The sequence below is a fragment of the Bradyrhizobium sp. dw_78 genome (assembly GCF_018449525.1).
GTDB lineage: Bacteria > Pseudomonadota > Alphaproteobacteria > Rhizobiales > Xanthobacteraceae > Bradyrhizobium.
The window spans coordinates 140,422-159,110 of sequence record NZ_JAAVUS010000008.1 but is presented as its reverse complement, the minus strand read 5'-3'; the positions used below and the strand labels follow the sequence as shown (position 1 = coordinate 159,110).

Below are 18,689 nucleotides of genomic sequence, written 5' to 3'. Positions count from 1 at the left end.
GCGGCAGCCGGGATTGGGCTGGATTAGGCGGAGAATCCGCCTGATATAGCCTGTGATGAGCTACACGCCCGTCTACATCATCTGCTCGCCCCGCCCGCTCGTCGGCAAGACGATGGTCGCGCGGCTGCTGAGTGAATTCCTGCTGCTGAAGAACGGGACGGTAGCCTCCTTCGACATCAACCTGAAGGAACCGTCGCTGCTCGATTATCTCCCGAAGATCACCGAGACGGCCGAGATCGACGACACCTTCGGCAAAATGCAGTTGATGGACCGGCTGATTATCGATGACGGCGTCGCCAAGGTGATCGACCTCGGCTTTCACGCCTTCGACGAATTCTTCAAGATGTCCGAGGAAATCGGCTTCATCAAGGAAGCGGCGCGGCGACACATCGCGCCGATCATCCTGTTCGTGGCGGACACCGACCGCGTCTCGGCGCGCGGACACGAAATGCTGCAACAGCAGATCCCGGCCTCCGCGCTGGTCACCATCGACAACGAATTTGTGGTGCGCGGCGAAATGCCTCCGGCATTTTCCAACGACCGGATGCTGCGCATTGCCGCACTTCCGGTGTTCCTGAAGACCTATATCGACCGGCTGAATTTCTCGTTCACCGATTATTTGCGCCAGGAGCGGGATTCATCGACCGAACTGCATCAATGGATCCGCCGCAACTATCTCGGTTTCCGCGAGATCGAGCTGAATTTGATCCTGCAGAAGTCGTGACCGCCCGTCGCCCCGGCAAACACCGGAACGGCGGCTGGCTTGCCGAAATTCAATGCCCGTCGAAGGCCATCAGCGTCCGCACCGGCACATCCATCGCGCGCAGTTTCGCCGCGCCGCCGAGGTCGGGCAGGTCGATGATGAAGCAGGCTGCAACCACGTCGGCGCCGATCTGCCGCAGCAATTTCACCGCGCCCTCCGCGGTGCCGCCGGTCGCGATCAGATCGTCGACCAGGATCACGCGTTCGCCGGGACGGATGGCGTCGGCATGCATTTCCATCTCGTCGAGACCGTATTCCAGCGAATAGGCGATCCGCACCGTGGTATGCGGCAGCTTGCCCTTCTTGCGGATCGGCACGAAGCCGGCCGAGACCTGATGCGCCACCGCGCCGCCGATGATGAAGCCGCGCGCCTCGATGCCGGCGACCTTGTCGATCTTCGAACCGGCCCAGGGCTGCACCAGTTCGTCGACCGCGCGACGAAAGGCGCGCGCATCGCCGAGCAGCGTGGTGATGTCCCGGAACAGGACTCCAGGCTTGGGGTAATCGGGAATGGTGCGGACGGCGGCTTTCAGATCCTGTTCAAACGTCATTGGTTCTCTTTCAGTCAATGGTCATTCCGGGGCAACGCGGCAGCGTCGAAACCGGAATCTCGAGATTCCGGGTTCGCTCGCTTCGCTCACGCCCCGGAATGACGGCACGTGAAACTCTATTCAGTCAATTCGCATTCGCCTCTTCCCCAAGCCGGAATGCGTTCTCCACGATGCGCAAACCGACTTCGTCGCCGAGCGACATCAGCGACTCCGGATGAAACTGCACTCCACCGACGGGCAGGGTCTTGTGCTCGATCGCCATGGCGACGCCGTCCTCGGTGCTGGCGGTCACGCTCAGCACATCGGGCATGCTGTCGCGCTCGACATAGAGCGAATGATAGCGGCCGATCACGATTTCATTGGGCAGGTTCCGCATCAGCCGCCCGCCGCGCACCTGGACCCGCGACGGCCGCCCATGCGCCGGCTGGCCGAGTTGCCCGAGATGCCCGCCGAAATATTCGCCGATCGCCTGCACCCCGAGGCAGACGCCGAAAATCGGCAGCTTCTTCTCAAGCGCGGTGTCGATCGTCCCGGAGATCCCGAAATCCTCCGGCCGCCCCGGTCCCGGCGACAGCACCAGGAGATCGTACTCCTTGCTGCCCAGCATCTGCTGCGCATGGATATAGCGCACCACGGTCACGACGGCGCCGACCTGGCGGAAATAATCGGCCAGCATATGCACAAAGCTGTCGTCATGATCGATCAGCAGCACCCGCTTGCCCGAGCCGGTCGCGTCCGGCGCGACCGCCGACAGCGGCTTGGGCGGATCGCCGCGCAGCGCCTGAAACAGCGCCGCAGCCTTGACCTGGCATTCGCGGTCCTCGGCCGCTGGATCGGAATCGAACAGGCAGGTGGCGCCGACGCGCACTTCCGCCAGGCCGTCCTTCATGCGGATGGTGCGGATCGTCAGCCCGGTATTGATGCTGCCGTCGAAATTGACCGCGCCGATCGCGCCGGCATACCAGCGCCGCGGCGAGCGCTCGTGATCTTCGACGAACTGCATCGCCCATAATTTCGGTGCGCCGGTCACCGTCACCGCCCAGGCGTGGGTGAGAAAGGCATCAAGCGCATCGAAACCCGGCCGCAGCGTGCCTTCGACATGATCGACGGTATGAAACAGTTTCGAGTAGGTCTCGATCTGGCGCCGCGCCAGCACCTTGATGCTGCCGGGAACGCACACGCGCGCCTTGTCGTTGCGATCGACGTCGGTACACATGTTGAGTTCGAATTCGTCCTTTTCCGAATTCAGCAATTGCCGGATCTGCTCGGCGTCGCCGATGGCGTCGCGGCCGCGCGCAATCGTGCCCGAGATCGGGCAGGTCTCGACCCGTTTGCCGTCGGAGCGCACGAACATTTCCGGCGAAGCAGACACCAGGAATTCGCCGTCGCCGAGATTCATCAGCGCGCCGTAGGGCGACGGATTGATCCGGCACAGCCGCTGGAACACTTCCGCCGGCGAGCGGTCGCAGGGCTCCGCAAAGAGCTGCCCGGGCACCGCCTCGAACAGATCGCCACGCGCGAACGCGGCACGCGCGGTTTCGACCGTGGCCTGATATTCGCCGGGCGCATGATCGGCAAATCCCTGCTGCGGCGTCCTGGCATAGACGCTCCCGGCGGTTTCGCGCGGCAGGCCGGAAGTGGACTTTGCCTTCCAGGTGAAATCATAGGAGAGCAGCACGCCGCGCCCGGTGGCGCGGTCATAGGCCAGGAGCCGGTCCGGCACGTAAAGCACGATATCGCGCTGGTCCTTTTCGCGCGGGCGTTTCTGCACGATATCCTCGATCTGGAACACGAGATCGTAGGCAAAGGCGCCGAACAGGCCGAGCATCGGATCGTCATTGGCGCTGAACGCCGCCACCAGCGTGCGCACCAGCGACATCACGCTGGCGCGCCGGGTGCGCTGATCTTCATCGACCGGCGCAGCGCCGCGGACGATATGGCCGGCAAGGCGGGTCGCGCTTCGCTCGGAGATGACGACACAGGGCTCGTTCAGGACATCGCCGAGGAAAGCGATCAGCACCTCGCCCCGCGCGTTCAGCGCCGCCAGCGAGAAATCAGAGCCGGCCGTTTCCAGCCGCAACGGCGGATCGGAAAAACCGAGGTCGAAGCTCTCGTAGCGGCCGGGCACCGTGGTGCCCGACGACAGCACCACGCCGCGGCGGCGGTCGAGCAGATCGATCAGGTCGTCGAGCCTGCGGCCGCCGGTGAAATGCTCCACCGCACGGAAAACCTCAAGGCCGCCACGGGTGCGGTATTGGCTATGGGCGGGAAGCGAGAAGGCTGTCCTGTTCATGTGATCCTCTTACGAAACTTGCCGAGGGAACGCCACACAGGACAAACGAAAAGGCCGTCGCGCTGCGATGACGGCCTCTCACGATTGGAAATAAAATCGCACCGGCCACCTTTAAAAGGTGCGCCACCACAGACGGTTTTCGCGAACGACGATGCTCATGGCCTTAGGTAAACACCATAGCGCGGCGGGACGTCAAGGGCATCCCGCCCGTACCTCGGCCGGCTGGTTCTCCCCCTCCATCGCGCCAGCCGAGCCCGCCCCGGAAAATATACGGGCGATTCGATCAAGCCCGGCCAGGCAGTTCAGCCCCTATGCCGCCTTACTTACAATGCCTCGGTTTTCGGTGCGTCACGGCGCCCATCGCGAACATGGATGATGACCAGTTCGCCCTCGCGCACCCGATGATAGACGAGGTAGGGATAACGCGCGGTCGGAAACACGCGAATGCCTGGGATATCGGTTTCCCGCCCAAGGCCGGGATGTCGCGCAAGCAATTCGCTCGTCAGGCGAATCTGCCGCACGATGGCAACCGCCGCCCGCCCGTTATGCCGGGCAATGTATTCGTGGATATCGATAATGTCGGTGTAGGCACGTGGTGCGTACCGCAGTTTCACGGACCGCACTTTTTCCAGAGTGAAGCCATTTCGTCGTCACTCATGAACTCGCCACGCTCGGCTTGCTCAAGTCCTTCAAGCACGGCCGCACGATGCTCCTCCGGTATGCTGAACAGATCACTGCCGGCGGCGGCAATCTGTTCCAGCACCTCGGCGACATAGGCTTGCCGGTCCTCCGGCAACCTCCTCACCTTTTCGATGGCATCTTCCAGAACCTTCGTCATCGACGCACCATATAATTATTCTGCCGGGCGACGCGAGTTGCAGCGTGACAGCTCAATTCACCCCAGATGCTTCTTGAAAAACTCGGTCGCGCGGCCCCAGGCGAGCTCCGCCGCCTGGCGATCATGCACCGCCATCCGCTGCTCGTTGGCGAAGGCGTGCTCGGCGTCATAGCGGAACAGCTCAAACGACTTGCCGGCCGCCTTCATGCCGTTTTCGAACGCATCGACCAGCGCCGGCGTACACCAGTCGTCCTTGTTGGCGAAATGCGCCTGCAACGGAATCCTGATGTCGGCGGGCTTTGCCGCCTGCTCCGGCGGAATGCCGTAGAACACCACGCCCGCGGTCAGCTCCGGCACCTTGGCCGCGCCGATGATGGTCACCGCGCCGCCGAGGCAGAAGCCGGTCAGGCCCACCTTGGCCCCGTTCCTGGAAAGGTATTGCACCGCGCCGCGCACGGTCTGCGTGGTGGCATCGATGAAATCCAGCGAGTTCATCTCTTTGCCAGCCTTATCGGTATCATGATACGGAACCACTGTACCCTTGTAGAGATCCGGCGCCAGCGCATCGAAACCGGCCACCGCGAAACGGTCGCACATCCCCTTGATCTGCTCCGACAGGCCCCACCATTCCTGGATCACCACCACGCCCGGCGCATTACCGCGCGCGGCGTTGGCGAGGTAGCCGTGAGCTTCCTTGCCGTCGGGACGTTTGAACGTGATGCTGGTGCCCATGGGGTGGTCCTTCGCTGATATCCTGATGCCGATTGACAGCTATTTTGGCGATTGCGCGGCCGGGACGCAATCAAGACTGCGTCATTCCGGGTTCAAGGCTCCGCATCGCCCCGGAACGACTTTCTACATCATGGCCAATAAAAAAGCCCCCGCAGGGGCTCTTTTCCGTTCTCAATTTCTGTTGCGGTCTCAGTGCGCGTTGGCCCAGACCTTCTTCTTGGTGAAGTACATCAGGCCCGCGAACAGGATCAGGAATATGAACACCTGCATGCCGACCCGCTTGCGCGCTTCCATATGCGGTTCGGCGGTCCACATCAGGAACGTGGCGACGTCATGGGCATATTGCGCGACCGTCGCGGGCGATCCGTCGTCAAACGTCACCTGACCGTCGCTCAACGGCTTCGGCATCTTGATGGCGTGACCCGGGAAATACTTGTTGTAATAGGACCCCTCCGGAATGCTCACCCCGTCCGGGACCTTGTCGTCAAAGCCTTGCAGGATCGCGGAGACGTAGTTCGGCCCCTGCTCCTGAAACTGGGTGAAGAAATCAAAGATGAATTGCGGGAAACCGCGCTCGTAGGAACGCGCTTTCGTGATCAGCGATAGATCGGGAGGCGCGGCGCCGCCATTGGCCGCGCGCGCCGCCTGCTCGTTGGGAAATGGCGAGGGGAAGTAATCCGCCGGCCGGCCGGGCCGATCGAACATATCGCCCTGGTCGTTGGGACCGTCCTTGACGGTGTAGCCGGCCGCGAACGCCGTCGCCTGGGCCGTCGAATAGCCGGGGCCGCCCGCATCGGCGAGGTTGCGGAACGCAATGTAAGACAGCCCGTGGCAGTTGGAGCAGACTTCCTTGTAGACCTTCAGGCCGCGCTGCAACGCGCCGCGGTCGTATTTGCCGAAGGGACCGGCAAACGACCAGCTCAACGACGGCGGCGTATCGTCTTCCGCCGCGCGGGCGCTTTGCGCGCTGCCGGCAAACAGCGCGCCGGCGACCGCGAGCGCGATCACCGTCGATACCATCGGCGCCGCCTTGCCGCCGGATTTGGCCAGCACGTCATCGGCGATCGAATTCGGCAGCGGCCGCGGCGTCTCGATCCTGGAGAGCAGCGGCAGCACGATCAGGAAATAGGCGAAGTAGCAAACCGTCAGGATACGGCCGGCGATCACATAGATGCCTTCCGGCGGCTGGGCACCGAGATAGCCGAGCAGCACGCAGACGACGACGAACATCCAGAAGAACTGCTTGGCCAGCGGCCGGTATTTGGACGAACGCGTCTTGGCGCTGTCGAGCCAGGGCAGGAACGCCAGCACGACGATCGCCGAAAACATCGCGATGACGCCCGCGAGCTTGTTCGGGATCGAGCGCAGGATGGCGTAGAACGGCAGATAATACCATTCCGGCACGATGTGCGTGGGGGTCACGCCCGGATTGGCGGGAATGTAGTTGTCGGCGTCGCCAAGGTAGTTCGGCATGTAGAAGATGAACCAGGCGAAGAAGATCATGAAGCAGGAGACGCCGAACATGTCCTTGATGGTGGCGTAGGGCGTGAACGGCACGGTGTCCTTTTCCGTCTTCGGCTCGACGCCGGCCGGATTGTTCTGGCCCGCGACATGCAGCGCCCAGACATGCAGCACGACCACGCCGGCGATCACGAACGGCAACAGATAGTGCAGCGAGAAAAACCGGTTCAGCGTCGGATTGCCGACCGAATAGCCGCCCCACAGCAAGGTGACGATGCTCTCGCCGAAATAGGGTACGGCCGAGAACAGGTTGGTGATGACGGTGGCGCCCCAGAAACTCATCTGGCCCCAGGGCAGCACATAGCCCATGAAGCCGGTCGCCATCATCAGGAGGTAGATGATGACGCCGAGGATCCAGAGCACTTCGCGCGGCTCCTTGTATGATCCGTAATAGAGGCCGCGGAACATATGGATGTAGACGGCAAAGAAGAACATCGAAGCGCCGGCCGCATGCGTGTTGCGCAACAGCCAGCCGTAGTTGACGTCGCGGACGATGCCTTCGACCGAACGGAAGGCGAGATCGGCGTTCGGCGTATAATGCATCGCCAGGATCACGCCGGTCAGGATCTGCACCGCCAGCATGAAGGAGAGGATGGCCCCGAAGGTCCACCAATAGTTCAGATTGCGCGGGGTCGGATAGGCCACGAACGAGGAGTGGACGAGACCAAAAATCGGGAGTCGCCGTTCAATCCACTTCAAGACTGGATTCGTCGGCTGGTAATCGGATGGTCCGCTCATGATGCGATCCTGAGGAATTTGAAGACGACGCGACGGGCGTAGGCTCGGATATCAAACCCGGGCGTCAGCCAATCTGGATTTTGGTGTCGGAAACAAATTGATAGGGCGGGACGGGCAGGTTGGCGGGCGCCGGCCCCTGGCGGATGCGGCCGGCGGAGTCGTACTGCGAACCGTGGCATGGGCAGAAGAAGCCGTCGTAATTGCCTTCATGCGCGATCGGGATGCAGCCGAGATGGGTGCAGATGCCGATCACGACCAGCCACTGGTCGTGGCCCGCCTTGACCCGGGATTCGTCGGTGGCGGGATCGGGAAGGTTTGAAAGCGGCACCGCGCGCGCTTCGTCGATCTGCTTCTTGGTGCGGTTCATGATGTAGATCGGCTTGCCGCGCCAAAACACCTTGATGTCCTGACCTTCGGCGATCGGCGCCAGATCGACCTGGATCGGCGCACCGGCCGCGATCGTCGAGGCGTCCGGGTTCATCTGGGAAACGAGCGGCCAGACCGTGGCGACTGTGCCAACCGCGGCGACGGCTCCTGTTGCAACAAAGAGGAAATCACGGCGTGTCGAGCCCGCCGAAGACGCTGTCGTCACGATTCCAACCCCTTTCTTACTTATCAGCCGCAGCCGGTGGACCTACCCCCAGGGAACGCCCGTACACGGACCCGGAAGAGGCTGCCGGCTCCCGCGACCCCCGCGGCGGCAGAGGACCGCTTTGCCCAGCCAAATAGGCGGAACAAGCAATCCAGAATCGTTCTATTCGCACCCTTGCCGGGAGAGCGCAAGCCCGCTATCGGCAGACAAAGGTGCAATGCGCTATAGCGTTTTCAAACGAAAGCCGGCTCCGGACTTGATCCAGGTTGGCTTCCGGTTCGCGTAAAGAAAACGCGTCAAAACCGAAGAGTAGAGCCTTTTCGGTCCTGATTCCATCAGAACCGAAAAGGTTCTAAATCCGCCCCACGCGATGATTTGTTCAGGCATTTCATCGGGACTTTTTTCAAACCGCCGCATCATGCAAATCGCGCTGTTCCAGCCCGACATCCCCCAGAACACGGGAACGATCCTGCGCCTTTGCGCCTGCCTGGACGTGCCCGCCCATATTATCGAGCCGGCCGGCTTTGCGACCTCCGACCGGCGTTTCCGCCGGGCCGGCATGGATTATCTCGATCAGGTGACCCTGACCCGTCACGATTCCTGGTCAAAATTCGAGCAATGGCGTAAGGACGCTGGTTACCGGCTGATCCTGTTCACGACCAGCAGCGCCAGTTGCTATCTTGATTATCAATACCGGACCGGCGACATCCTGCTGTTCGGGCGCGAAACCGCAGGCGTGACCGACGAGGTCGTGGCGGCCGCCGACGCCCGGCTGGTGATCCCGATCAAGCCCAGCCTGCGCTCGCTCAATGTCGCGATGACGGCCGCGATGGCGTTGGGCGAGGCGCTGCGGCAGACCGGAACCGGAAAACAGGAGATTCAGAGGTGAGTTACGCGGTCAAGGAAATCTTCCTGACCTTGCAGGGCGAAGGCGCCCATGCCGGCCGCGCCGCGGTGTTCTGCCGTTTCGCCGGCTGCAACCTCTGGAGCGGCCGCGAGCAGGACCGCGCGAGCGCGACCTGCCGATTCTGCGACACCGATTTTGTCGGCGCCGACGGCACCCTGGGAGGCCGCTACGGCTCGGCCTCGGAACTCGCCGATACCGTCGCCGCGCAATGGCTGGGAGAAGGCGCCAACCGTTACGTGGTATTGACCGGCGGCGAGCCATTGTTGCAGGTCGATAGCGCCCTCATCGACGCCCTTCGCGCGCGCGGCTTCTCGATCGGCATCGAAACCAACGGCACGATCGCCCCGCCCGGCGGCATGGACTGGATCTGCGTCAGCCCCAAGGCCGGCGCGGAGCTTGTCATCCGGCGAGGCCATGAACTCAAACTGGTTTACCCGCAGGCGGATGCCGCGCCCGAGGCCTTTGCCGGCCTCGCCTTCGAGCGCTTCTCGCTGCAACCGATGGACGGTCCTGACGTGATCGAAAACACCGCGCGCGCGGTCGATTACTGCCTGCACCATCCGCAATGGCGGCTCAGCCTGCAAACGCACAAGACCCTTGGGATCAGATAAACCCCGGGATCAGATAAAGTTGGATTTACCGATGTGGGAATTGACGAAATCGTTCCGCTTCGAGGCTGCGCACGCGCTGCCTGGAACGACCCTTGGCCCTGCCTCCGAGGAGATTCATGGCCACTCCTTTCGCGCCGAAGTGAGCATCCGCGGCACGCCCGATCCCGCGACCGGGATGGTGCTCGACCTTGGCCTGCTCGAACGCCGCATCGCGGAAGTGCAGAAAATGCTCGACCACAAGCTGCTCAACAAGATCGACGCGCTCGGGCCGCCGACGCTGGAAAACCTCTCCCGCTTCATCTGGGAGCGGGTCCAGCATGCCGGCCGCGTCACCCGCGTCAGCGTTCACCGCGACAGTTGCAATGAAAGCTGCACTTATTTCGGCCCTCAGGGTTAGGTGAAGCATGGACGGCCCGCTGATCGACGACCGCAAGACACGCGCGCGGAACTGGTTCGAAACCCTGCGCGACGACATCTGCGCGGCCTTCGAGAGACTGGAGGACGAGGCGCCTGCCGCGATCTATCCCGGCCATGCAGGACGCTTCGTGCGCACGCCCTGGGATCGCACCGACCATAGCGGCAGCCCCGGCGGCGGCGGCGTGATGTCGGTGATGCATGGGCGGCTATTCGAGAAGGTCGGCGTGCATTGCTCGACGGTGCATGGCGAATTCGCCCCCGAATTCCGCGCGCAGATTCCGGGCGCCGCCGAGGATCCCCGATTTTGGGCCTCCGGCATTTCGCTGATCGCGCATCTGCGCAACCCGAACATCCCGGCGGGGCATATGAACACGAGGTTCGTCGTCACCACCAAGGCGTGGTTCGGCGGCGGCGCGGACCTGACGCCGGTGCTCGACCGCCGCCGCGCCCAGGAAGACGCTGACGCCCTCGCGTTTCACGCCGCGATGCAGGCCGCCTGCGACGCGCACGCGGCGATCGCGCCTTACGAAAAATACAGGAAATGGTGCGACGAGTATTTCTACCTGCCGCACCGCAAGGAGGCGCGCGGCATCGGCGGCATTTTCTACGACTGGCACGACAGCGGCGACTGGAGCGCCGACTTCGCCTTCACGCAGGATGTCGGCCGCGCGTTCCTGAAAATCTATCCCGAACTGGTCCGGCGCAATTACGCCGAGCCGTGGAGCGCCGCCGACCGCGAGGAGCAGTTGATCCGGCGCGGCCGCTATGTCGAGTTCAACCTGCTCTACGACCGCGGCACCATCTTCGGATTGAAAACCGGCGGCAATGTCGATTCGATTCTGTCCTCGTTACCGCCCGAGGTGAAGTGGCCGTGACCTTACGAGAGCTGCCGCAAGGTTCATAGCCGGTGGTCGTGGTTGAAACGCGTGACGGTCTGATCGGCGATGGCTTTGAGTGCAGGTTCGTCGACCGGAAAACCCGCCGCCAGCCAGGCGTCTTCCGCCAGGGTGAGGACGTGTCCGAGCGCCGGGCCCTCGGCAAAGCCGCGCGCGATGAAGTCAGCCGCCTTCAGCGGAAATTTCGGCGCGCTCCAGCGCTCCGGCAATCCGACAAATTGCCGCCAGAACAGATCGTCCGTGCCGGCGCCCGAACGCGCCCATGCCAGCAGCAGCCGGTCCCGGTAACGCTCCGCGCCCAGCCGATAAAGCAGCCGCCGCGCCCTCGCCTCGTCCATGCCGGCGAGCCGCCACCAGCGATGGCCCATGGAATCGAGAGTTTTGGTTTCGCTGTTGGTCAGCCGCAATTGCGCCGAGAGCCGTCTTGCATCCTCGGTGACGGCGACCGCCAACGCGCCGAGCCGGCGGACCGCATTCGGCTCAAGTCCGAGCGACCCCTCGATCGCGATCATGGCGGCGAACGGGCCGATATAGCCGATGCCGCCGAAAATCGTCTGCAGCAGCCCGCCATCGGCCATCGCCTCGATGGCGGCGACCGCACCGTTCGCCGCCATCAGTTTCAGCACTTCCATGCGGACGCGTTCGGCGGACAACGTCGCAAGACCTTCGCGCCCGGCAATGCAGGCGAGGTATCCCGCGCGATCCGGCTCGCCTGCGCCATAGGCGGCGTGAATGCGGAAGAAACGGAGGATGCGCAAGTAATCCTCGGCGATGCGGCGATCGGGATCGCCGATGAAGCGCACCCGCCTTGCGGCGATGTCCGCGAGCCCGCCGACGTAATCATGCACGACACGATCGGCGCCGACCGACAGGCCGTTGATGGTGAAGTCGCGCCGCGCCGCGTCGCGCGCCCAGTCGCGGCCGAACGCGACCTTGGCCTTGCGGCCGAAGGTCTCGATGTCCTCACGCAGCGTCGTGACCTCGAACGGCTGTGCATCGACCACCAGCGTCACGGTGCCGTGTTCGATGCCGGTCGGCACGCTCTTGATGCCGGCTTCTTTGGCACGGCGGATCACCTCGTCGGGCAATGCCGTGGTCGCGATGTCGATATCGCCGACCGGAATCCCGAGCAACGCGTTGCGCACCGCGCCGCCGACCACGCGCGCTTCCGTGCTGTCGCCGTTCAATAGCGCGAGCACGCGCGCAGGCGGCCCGGAACGGAGCCAGGGCACGTCATCAAGCACGCGTGCATCCGTCATTTTTCAACTCCGGGCACGAATTTGCCGTTCTCGATATGCGCGGGGATATAGGTCGAGTTGGGCGGCGCACCGGAAAAATGCGCCAGCAAAGCGAAACCGATCAAGGCAAGCACCAGCGAACCCACCGCGAGTTTGGCGACGACATGCAGCGGCCATGACGCCCGCACCAGAAATCCGGAACGCGACGCTATCAGAAACACGACATAGACCGCAAAAGGGATCAGGAAAAGTCCGACTTCGGTCAAAGCCGGACGGATCATGATAGATAGATCCGCTCATACAACACGCGCAGGATTCCGGCGGTCGCCCCCCAGATGTAACGTTCCGCATACGGCATAGCGTAATAGGATCGGGTGATACCGCGGAAATCCCGGCTGTGCAGTTGATGGTTCGCCGGATTCATCAGGAATGCCAGCGGCACCTCAAACGCGTCGTCAACCTCGGCCTGGTTGATGCGCAGCCTGAAGCCCGGCCGGACCCGCGCCACCGTCGGCAGGATACGAAATCCGAAGCTGGTGCCATAGAGATCGAGATAGCCGATCGGGTCGACGAACTCGCGCGCGAGGCCGACCTCCTCAAAAGCCTCGCGCAACGCCGTATCAAGCGGCGAAGCGTCGGTCGCATCGATCTTGCCGCCGGGAAAGGAGATCTGGCCGGCATGCTCGTTGAGATGCGCCGACCGCTGCGTCAGCAGCACGGTCGGCTCCGGATGATCCACCACCGCAATCAACACCGCCGCGGGACGCACCGGCTGCTCGCGCGCGATGATCTCAAGCATGCGGTCGGTGCCGGCATCGCCGCTCGGCGGAATGATGTTCGGGTCGACCAGGCCGGGCGGAACGTCGAAGCGCAGCCGTGCGCGGGCGCGCTCGAAGAACTCCGCAGAGGAGATCGCGGCGGGTTCCGTCTTCACCATCGGCTCGTTCAAAGCGCCGCCCTCACCTGCTCCGCATCGGCCATCGCGAAGAATGCGCCGCCGGATGCCACCCCGAACATCGGACGGCCATCGACCACTCGCTCCTCGCTGATGTCAACCAGATCGTAATAGACCGCCCGTGTCACCTTGGCCCACAAATCGGCGCGGACGTGCAGATAGGGCGTGAGGCCACCGTCAGCCGCCGTCTTGAACCGCAGCGGATGCGCGGCGTCGCAAACAACCCAGTCATCGACATTGGTGCGGAACCGCAGCAGCCTGCCACTCTCGTCGTTCTCCTGGCGCATCTCGACGGCAAGGAATGGCGCGTCGTCGACGCGGATGCCGACCTTCTCCACCGGAGTCACGAGAAAGTGCTTGCCGTCCTCGCGCTTCAGAATCGTCGAGAACAGCCGCACCAGTGCCGGCCGCCCGATCGGCGTTCCCATGTAGAACCATGTTCCATCGCCGGCGATTCGGATATCGAGATCGCCGCAGAACGGTGGATTCCACAAATGCACCGGCGGCAGACTCTTCTCTCCGGAGCCGGCATTGGCGGCGTCGCGGGCCGCGGCGGTCAATCCTTCAAGGCCTTGATGCGGGATCTGCCCTTGCTTCGCCATTGTTTGCCCTGAATCTGATTGCTTCCATCTGGCACGATTGGTGCAGGCATCACTGCAGCGTTCGTTTGCGGTCCGGACGCGAGCGCGGCTGGAATCTGCTGTGGAATCTTAAAGCCAAACTCGCCATATCGTGATGCCGTTCATACCCTGTAATACCGATAATATGGGGATACTTTAATTCAACGAATGCATGGGCTTTGCATAGGTTTAGCATGGGGTTCATGGCATGACGACGCCAGCGGCGGCGGTTTTGTGAGGGAGTGATGGATGGCAGGCGCGGACAGTGTCGAAAAACTGGAAGATGTGATCGTCCGCTCGGCCGAGCAGGTCGCGGGGCAAATTCGCGCGGCCAAGGAGGCGATCGCAACCGTCATCTTCGGTCAGGACCGCGTCATCGAGAACACGCTGGTGACGATCCTGTCGGGCGGCCACGCGCTCCTGATCGGCGTGCCCGGCCTTGCCAAGACCAAGCTGGTCGAGACGCTGGGAACGACGCTCGGGCTCGACGCCAAGCGCATCCAGTTCACACCGGACCTGATGCCGTCGGATATTCTCGGCGCCGAGGTGCTGGACGAGTCGAGCGCCGGCAAGCGATCGTTCCGTTTCATCGCGGGCCCGGTGTTCGCGCAGCTCCTGATGGCGGACGAAATCAACCGCGCCAGCCCGCGCACGCAATCGGCGCTGTTGCAGGCCATGCAGGAGCAGCACATCACGGTCGCCGGCGCGCGGCATGATCTGCCGAAACCGTTCCATGTGCTGGCGACGCAAAATCCGCTGGAGCAGGAAGGCACCTATCCGCTGCCGGAAGCGCAGCTCGATCGCTTCCTGATGGAGATCGATGTCGATTATCCGGATCGCGATGCCGAACGTCGCATCCTGTTCGAAACCACCGGCGCGGATGAAACGCTGGCCAAGGTGGCGATGGACGCCGACATCCTGCTGACGGCGCAGCGGCTGGTGCGGCGGCTGCCGGTCGGCGATTCCGTCGTCGAGGCGATCCTATCGCTGGTGCGCTCGGCGCGTCCGGGTCCCGAAGCCGGAGAAGCCGGCAAGCTGATCGCCTGGGGACCGGGTCCCCGCGCCAGCCAGTCGCTGATGCTCGCGGTTCGCGCCCGCGCGTTGCTCGATGGTCGTCTCGCGCCTTCGATCGACGACGTGCTCGACCTCGCCGAGCCGGTACTGAAGCATCGCATGGCGCTGACCTTCTCCGCCCGCGCCGAGGGCCGCACCATTCCCGACGTGATCCGGCAATTGAAAGCGCGGATCGGTTGATGGCAGAAGACGACACGCTCAAAGCCAAGGAGATCACAGCAGTCCGACGTGCCGATGGCGAAAGCCGAACGCTCGCCGCCTCGCTGCCGCGCCTTGTGCTGGAAGCTCGTCGCATCGCCGCCAACGTGATCCACGGCCTGCATGGCAGGCGGCGCGCCGGCACTGGGGAAAGCTTCTGGCAATACCGCCGCTTCAATTCCGGCGAACCGTCGCAGAATGTCGACTGGCGCCGCTCGGCGCGCGACGATCATCTCTATGTCCGCGAGCAGGAATGGGAAGCGGCGCATACGGTGTGGCTGTGGCCGGACCGTTCGCCGTCGATGGCGTTTGCCTCCAGGCAGGCGCGCGACAGCAAGCTGGAGCGCGCTTTGATCGTCACTTTCGCGCTGGCCGAATTGCTGGTCGCGGGCGGCGAGCGCGTCGGCGTTCCCGGCCTGATGAATCCCACCGCAAGCCGTAGCGTGATCGACAAGATGGCGCAGGCGATGCTGCATGACGCCGCCGACCGGCCGAGCCTGCCGCCGTCGTTCATCCCGTCAGCACTGGCCGAGATCGTGGTGCTGTCGGATTTCTGGTCGCCGATCCCTGAAATCAAAACCATGCTCGCCGGCCTCTCGGCCTCCGGCGCGCATGGCACGCTGATCCAGATCGTCGATCCGGCCGAAGAGAGCTTTCCCTATTCCGGCCGTGTCGAATTCGTCGAGCCGGAAGGCGGCGGCGTGGTCACTGCCGGCCGCGCGGAGCGATGGGCAACCGACTATGTCGCGCGCCTTGCGCTTCACCGCGACCAGATTCGCGCCGAGACCGACAAGCTCGACTGGCTGTTTTCGATCCACACCACCGACCGCTCGGCCGCCGAACTGTTGTTGTTCCTGCATAGCGGCATGATGGTAAGCAAGTCGGGCGCACGCGCCGCGACCGTCAAGGCAGGACGAAGCGCATGATGGCCGGGCTGCCGCTTTCCTTCGCCGAACCCGCTTTGCTGCTGGGCCTGTTGAGCCTGCCGGTGCTGTGGTGGATGTTGCGGGTGATGCCGCCGCGGCCGCGGCGCATCGAGTTTCCGCCGACACGGCTGTTGTTCGACATCGCGCCGAAGGAGGAGACGCCGTCGCGGACGCCCTGGTGGCTGACGGCGTTGCGCCTGTTGGCGGCGGCACTGATCATTTTCGCCGCCGCGGGGCCGACCTGGAATCCGCAGACCGGCGCCACGCGCAGCCGTGCGCCGCTGGCGATCCTGCTCGATGACGGCTGGAGCGCGGCGGCAAGCTGGGACGTTCGCGTCAAGGCCGCGGACGAGTTGATCACGCAGGCCGACGGCGACCGCCGCCCTGTCGCGCTGATTCCGCTGTCCGAGCCGACACGCGATATCACCCTGATGCCTGCCGGCACCGCGCGGGTGGCGCTGCGCCAGCTGGAGCCAAAGCCCTATTCGATCGAGCGGGTTGAAACCCTGCCCATGATCGGACGTTTCCTGCAGGCCACGGGCGATTGCGAGATTGCTTGGCTGTCGGACGGCGTCGACACCGCGCGCGGACCGGAATTCATCGAAGGCCTGGGCAAGACGATCGGGGATCGCACGTTGACGGTTTTCAAGGACGGCACGCCCACCCCGCTCGCGCTGGCCGCCGCCGAAAACGCCGCGGCGAAGATGACCGTGAAGGTGCTGCGCGCCGACAGCGGCGGGATCGGCTCCGGCGTCGTGCGCGCGCTCGACCTGAAGGGGTCGCCGATCGGCGAGGCTCGCTATAGCTTCGACGCGCAGAATCGCGAGACCGAAGCCTCGTTCGACCTGCCGGTCGAACTGCGCAACGATATCGCGCGGCTTGAGATCGCGGGCGAACGCTCGGCCGGCGCGGTGCAACTGCTCGACAAACGCTGGCGTCGGCGCTCGATCGGCATCGTCAGCGGATCGACCAGCGACACGTCGCAGCCGCTGCTCGCGCCGACATTCTACCTCACCCGCGCGCTGGCGCCGTTCGCCGACATCCGGCTCGGCGATCGCGGCGCACCGCAACAGACCATCACGCAATTTCTCGACCAGAAGCTGCCGATGATGGTGCTCGCGGACGTCGGCACGCTGTCGCCCGAAATTCGCGAACGCCTCGACGCCTGGATCGAACAGGGCGGCGTGCTGGTACGTTTCGCCGGCCCGCGGCTGGCGCAGTCAGAAGACGACGATCTGGTGCCTGTGAAGCTGCGCAGCGGCGGACGCACCCTTGGCGGCAGCCTGACTTGGGAAAAGCCGCAGCACCTCGCCTCGTTCTCCTCCGGCGGACCGTTCGCCGGCCTTGCCGTGCCGAACGACATCACCGTCAACCGCCAGGTGCTGGCCGAGCCGGACGCCGCGCTGGCGACGCGAACCTGGGCCTCGCTGGAAGACGGAACGCCGCTGGTGACGGGCGAACGCCGCGGCAAGGGTCTGGTGAGCCTGTTTCACGTCAGCGCCGACATGCGCTGGTCCGATCTGCCGATGTCCGGCACCTTCGTCGAAATGCTGCGGCGGATCGTCGATCTGGCGGGTTATGCGTCCAATCCGGATGCGGCCGTCACCAGGACGGCCAATACCGAGACGGTGGCGCCGCTGCGCACGCTCGACGGCTTTGGCGCGTTCGGGCCGCCACCCTCGACCGCCAAGCCGATTCCTTCGGACTTCCACGATCGGGCGGCGGCGGATCATCCGCCCGGCTTCTATGGCCCGGCCGACGGGCCAATCGCGGTCAACACGCTCGCGGCAACGGATCGCATCGCGCCACTGGATATCTCGCCGCTGCGGGCGCGGCGCGGCAGCTACACCAATTCCGAGCCGAAGGATTTGCGCGGTATCCTGCTGTCGTCGTCACTGGCGCTGTTCCTGATCGACGCCATCATCGTCGCGCTGCTTGGCGCCGGCCTCGCCGCCCTGTTCAGGCGGCGAACGGTTTCGGCAGCCATCGCATTCGCCGTCCTGCTGTCCGCGATGATGGCCGCGCCCTCGCCGTCGCGCGCCGACGAAAAGGATGATTTTGCGATCAAGGCGACCACGCAGACCCGGCTCGCCTATGTCGTCACCGGCAATGCCGACGTGGATTCCATCGTCAAGGCGGGCATGGCCGGCCTGACGCTGTTTCTCGCCCAGCGCACCGCGCTGGAAGCCGGCGATCCCGTCGGCATCGATCCGGCGCATGACGAACTGGCGTTCTTTCCTATGATCTACTGGCCCGTAGTGCCAGGCGCGCCGAAGCCGCCGCAGGACGCCCTCAACCGCATCGACGCCTACATGAAGAACGGCGGCACCGTGGTGTTCGATACCCGCGACGCCATCGAGGCGCCGCCGGGCGAAGCTGGCGCTTCGCAGACGCCGGGCATGCAAACCTTGCGCGAGATTCTTTCCGCGCTGGACGTTCCCGAGCTTGAACCGGTGCCGCGCGATCACGTCCTGACCAAGACGTTCTATCTGCTGCGCGACTTTCCGGGCCGCTTTACGTCGGGGCAGACCTGGGTTGAGGCGCTGCCGCATGAGGATGACGAGGACGGCACCGCGCATCCCGCCCGCGGCGGCGACGGCGTCTCCCCGATCATCATCACCTCGAACGATCTGGCCGGCGCCTGGGCGATCCGTCCGGACGGCCAGGCGATGCTGCCGCTGACGCCGGGCGAGCCGCGGCAACGCGAATTCGCCTTCCGCGCCGGCGTCAACATCGTGATGTACACGCTGACCGGCAATTACAAGGCCGACCAGGTGCATGCGCCGGCGCTGATCGAACGGCTTGGACAATAGGAACGCG

The 18,689-nt window shown here is 64.1% G+C and carries 19 protein-coding genes; 8 read left to right on the top strand and 11 right to left on the bottom strand.

Features of this window, described 5'->3' with window-relative positions:
• The first annotated feature begins 55 nt into the window (after positions 1–55).
• Entirely contained in the window at positions 56–724 is a 669-nt protein-coding gene (locus tag HB630_RS20660) for a hypothetical protein (RefSeq protein ID WP_213774135.1), read from the top strand.
• A 49-nt stretch (positions 725–773) separates the two neighbouring features.
• Here HB630_RS20660 and HB630_RS20655 read toward each other — a convergent pair whose 3' ends face one another.
• The 7 genes from HB630_RS20655 to petA all read right to left on the bottom strand — a co-directional run bounded on the left by HB630_RS20655 (position 774) and on the right by petA (position 8,027).
• Complete coding sequence (locus HB630_RS20655) at positions 774–1,313, bottom strand: adenine phosphoribosyltransferase (RefSeq protein WP_213774134.1); 540 nt, start codon at positions 1,311–1,313, stop codon at positions 774–776.
• 124 nt (positions 1,314–1,437) lie between these two features.
• Positions 1,438–3,606 carry an anthranilate synthase component I gene (locus HB630_RS20650; RefSeq protein ID WP_213774133.1) on the bottom strand — a complete coding sequence of 723 codons (2,169 nt, stop codon included), beginning with the start codon at positions 3,604–3,606 and terminating at the stop codon, positions 1,438–1,440.
• A 323-nt stretch (positions 3,607–3,929) separates the two neighbouring features.
• Positions 3,930–4,220 carry a type II toxin-antitoxin system RelE/ParE family toxin gene (locus HB630_RS20645; protein WP_213774132.1) on the bottom strand — a complete coding sequence of 97 codons (291 nt, stop codon included), beginning with the start codon at positions 4,218–4,220 and terminating at the stop codon, positions 3,930–3,932.
• Entirely contained in the window at positions 4,217–4,444 is a 228-nt protein-coding gene (locus HB630_RS20640; protein ID WP_213774131.1) for a hypothetical protein, read from the bottom strand. The genes HB630_RS20645 and HB630_RS20640 overlap by 4 nt, the downstream gene beginning before the upstream one ends.
• Positions 4,445–4,501: 57 nt before the next feature.
• On the bottom strand, positions 4,502–5,176 hold the full coding sequence (locus HB630_RS20635) for a dienelactone hydrolase family protein (protein ID WP_213774130.1): 675 nt from the start codon (positions 5,174–5,176) through the stop codon (positions 4,502–4,504).
• A 189-nt stretch (positions 5,177–5,365) separates the two neighbouring features.
• Positions 5,366–7,435: a cytochrome c1 gene (locus HB630_RS20630; RefSeq protein WP_213774129.1), complete on the bottom strand. Its 2,070-nt coding sequence runs from the start codon at positions 7,433–7,435 to the stop codon at positions 5,366–5,368.
• Positions 7,436–7,499: 64 nt separating this feature from the next.
• Positions 7,500–8,027: a ubiquinol-cytochrome c reductase iron-sulfur subunit gene (gene petA, locus HB630_RS20625; protein ID WP_213774128.1), complete on the bottom strand. Its 528-nt coding sequence runs from the start codon at positions 8,025–8,027 to the stop codon at positions 7,500–7,502.
• Positions 8,028–8,445: 418 nt separating this feature from the next.
• On the opposite strand from petA, the gene HB630_RS20620 reads away from it, so the two are divergent.
• From HB630_RS20620 to hemF, 4 genes are read left to right on the top strand one after another with little or no spacing between them, the layout of a single operon-like run.
• Positions 8,446–8,916, top strand: a complete 471-nt coding sequence (locus HB630_RS20620; RefSeq protein ID WP_213774127.1) for a tRNA (cytidine(34)-2'-O)-methyltransferase — start codon at positions 8,446–8,448, stop codon at positions 8,914–8,916.
• Positions 8,913–9,545: a 7-carboxy-7-deazaguanine synthase gene (gene queE, locus HB630_RS20615; protein ID WP_213774126.1), complete on the top strand. Its 633-nt coding sequence runs from the start codon at positions 8,913–8,915 to the stop codon at positions 9,543–9,545. The genes HB630_RS20620 and queE overlap by 4 nt, the downstream gene beginning before the upstream one ends.
• 31 nt (positions 9,546–9,576) lie before the next feature.
• Positions 9,577–9,942 carry a 6-carboxytetrahydropterin synthase gene (locus HB630_RS20610; RefSeq protein ID WP_213774125.1) on the top strand — a complete coding sequence of 122 codons (366 nt, stop codon included), beginning with the start codon at positions 9,577–9,579 and terminating at the stop codon, positions 9,940–9,942.
• Positions 9,943–9,949: 7 nt separating this feature from the next.
• Positions 9,950–10,837, top strand: a complete 888-nt coding sequence (hemF, locus tag HB630_RS20605) for an oxygen-dependent coproporphyrinogen oxidase (protein WP_213774124.1) — start codon at positions 9,950–9,952, stop codon at positions 10,835–10,837.
• A gap of 23 nt (positions 10,838–10,860) precedes the next feature.
• Here the strand turns inward: hemF and HB630_RS20600 are convergent, their stop codons facing one another.
• The 4 genes from HB630_RS20600 to HB630_RS20585 are packed head-to-tail and all read right to left on the bottom strand — an operon-like array spanning position 10,861 to position 13,653.
• On the bottom strand, positions 10,861–12,117 hold the full coding sequence (locus HB630_RS20600; protein ID WP_213774123.1) for a CCA tRNA nucleotidyltransferase: 1,257 nt from the start codon (positions 12,115–12,117) through the stop codon (positions 10,861–10,863).
• Positions 12,114–12,377, bottom strand: coding sequence for a DUF6111 family protein (locus HB630_RS20595; protein ID WP_213774122.1), 264 nt, complete (start codon positions 12,375–12,377; stop codon positions 12,114–12,116). Before HB630_RS20595 ends, HB630_RS20600 begins: the two co-directional genes overlap by 4 nt.
• Positions 12,374–13,045 carry a CoA pyrophosphatase gene (locus HB630_RS20590; protein WP_213774121.1) on the bottom strand — a complete coding sequence of 224 codons (672 nt, stop codon included), beginning with the start codon at positions 13,043–13,045 and terminating at the stop codon, positions 12,374–12,376. The genes HB630_RS20595 and HB630_RS20590 overlap by 4 nt, the downstream gene beginning before the upstream one ends.
• A complete protein-coding gene (locus tag HB630_RS20585) occupies positions 13,042–13,653 on the bottom strand; it encodes a DUF1285 domain-containing protein (RefSeq protein ID WP_213774120.1) in 612 nt (203 codons plus the stop codon). The genes HB630_RS20590 and HB630_RS20585 overlap by 4 nt, the downstream gene beginning before the upstream one ends.
• A gap of 267 nt (positions 13,654–13,920) precedes the next feature.
• On the opposite strand from HB630_RS20585, the gene HB630_RS20580 reads away from it, so the two are divergent.
• From HB630_RS20580 to HB630_RS20570, 3 genes are read left to right on the top strand one after another with little or no spacing between them, the layout of a single operon-like run.
• The gene (locus HB630_RS20580) at positions 13,921–14,925 is read left to right on the top strand and encodes a MoxR family ATPase (RefSeq protein WP_213774119.1); all 1,005 of its coding nucleotides are present in this window, start codon (positions 13,921–13,923) and stop codon (positions 14,923–14,925) included.
• On the top strand, positions 14,925–15,869 hold the full coding sequence (locus tag HB630_RS20575; protein ID WP_213774118.1) for a DUF58 domain-containing protein: 945 nt from the start codon (positions 14,925–14,927) through the stop codon (positions 15,867–15,869). The genes HB630_RS20580 and HB630_RS20575 overlap by 1 nt, the downstream gene beginning before the upstream one ends.
• Positions 15,869–18,682, top strand: a complete 2,814-nt coding sequence (locus tag HB630_RS20570; RefSeq protein WP_213774437.1) for a DUF4159 domain-containing protein — start codon at positions 15,869–15,871, stop codon at positions 18,680–18,682. Before HB630_RS20575 ends, HB630_RS20570 begins: the two co-directional genes overlap by 1 nt.
• The last annotated feature ends 7 nt before the right edge of the window (positions 18,683–18,689 follow it).

Excerpts from the sequence above, each read along its gene's own strand:
- HB630_RS20660 (WP_213774135.1), top strand. The coding sequence starts at position 56 with ATGAGCTACACGCCCGTCTACATCATCTGCTCGCCCCGCCCGCTCGTC.
- HB630_RS20655 (WP_213774134.1), bottom strand. The coding sequence starts at position 1,313 with ATGACGTTTGAACAGGATCTGAAAGCCGCCGTCCGCACCATTCCCGAT.
- HB630_RS20650 (WP_213774133.1), bottom strand. The coding sequence starts at position 3,606 with ATGAACAGGACAGCCTTCTCGCTTCCCGCCCATAGCCAATACCGCACC.
- HB630_RS20640 (WP_213774131.1), bottom strand. The coding sequence starts at position 4,444 with ATGACGAAGGTTCTGGAAGATGCCATCGAAAAGGTGAGGAGGTTGCCG.
- HB630_RS20635 (WP_213774130.1), bottom strand. The coding sequence starts at position 5,176 with ATGGGCACCAGCATCACGTTCAAACGTCCCGACGGCAAGGAAGCTCAC.
- HB630_RS20630 (WP_213774129.1), bottom strand. The coding sequence starts at position 7,435 with ATGAGCGGACCATCCGATTACCAGCCGACGAATCCAGTCTTGAAGTGG.
- HB630_RS20620 (WP_213774127.1), top strand. The coding sequence starts at position 8,446 with ATGCAAATCGCGCTGTTCCAGCCCGACATCCCCCAGAACACGGGAACG.
- HB630_RS20610 (WP_213774125.1), top strand. The coding sequence starts at position 9,577 with ATGTGGGAATTGACGAAATCGTTCCGCTTCGAGGCTGCGCACGCGCTG.
- hemF (WP_213774124.1), top strand. The coding sequence starts at position 9,950 with ATGGACGGCCCGCTGATCGACGACCGCAAGACACGCGCGCGGAACTGG.
- HB630_RS20600 (WP_213774123.1), bottom strand. The coding sequence starts at position 12,117 with ATGACGGATGCACGCGTGCTTGATGACGTGCCCTGGCTCCGTTCCGGG.
- HB630_RS20595 (WP_213774122.1), bottom strand. The coding sequence starts at position 12,377 with ATGATCCGTCCGGCTTTGACCGAAGTCGGACTTTTCCTGATCCCTTTT.
- HB630_RS20585 (WP_213774120.1), bottom strand. The coding sequence starts at position 13,653 with ATGGCGAAGCAAGGGCAGATCCCGCATCAAGGCCTTGAAGGATTGACC.
- HB630_RS20580 (WP_213774119.1), top strand. The coding sequence starts at position 13,921 with ATGGCAGGCGCGGACAGTGTCGAAAAACTGGAAGATGTGATCGTCCGC.
- HB630_RS20575 (WP_213774118.1), top strand. The coding sequence starts at position 14,925 with ATGGCAGAAGACGACACGCTCAAAGCCAAGGAGATCACAGCAGTCCGA.
- HB630_RS20570 (WP_213774437.1), top strand. The coding sequence starts at position 15,869 with ATGGCCGGGCTGCCGCTTTCCTTCGCCGAACCCGCTTTGCTGCTGGGC.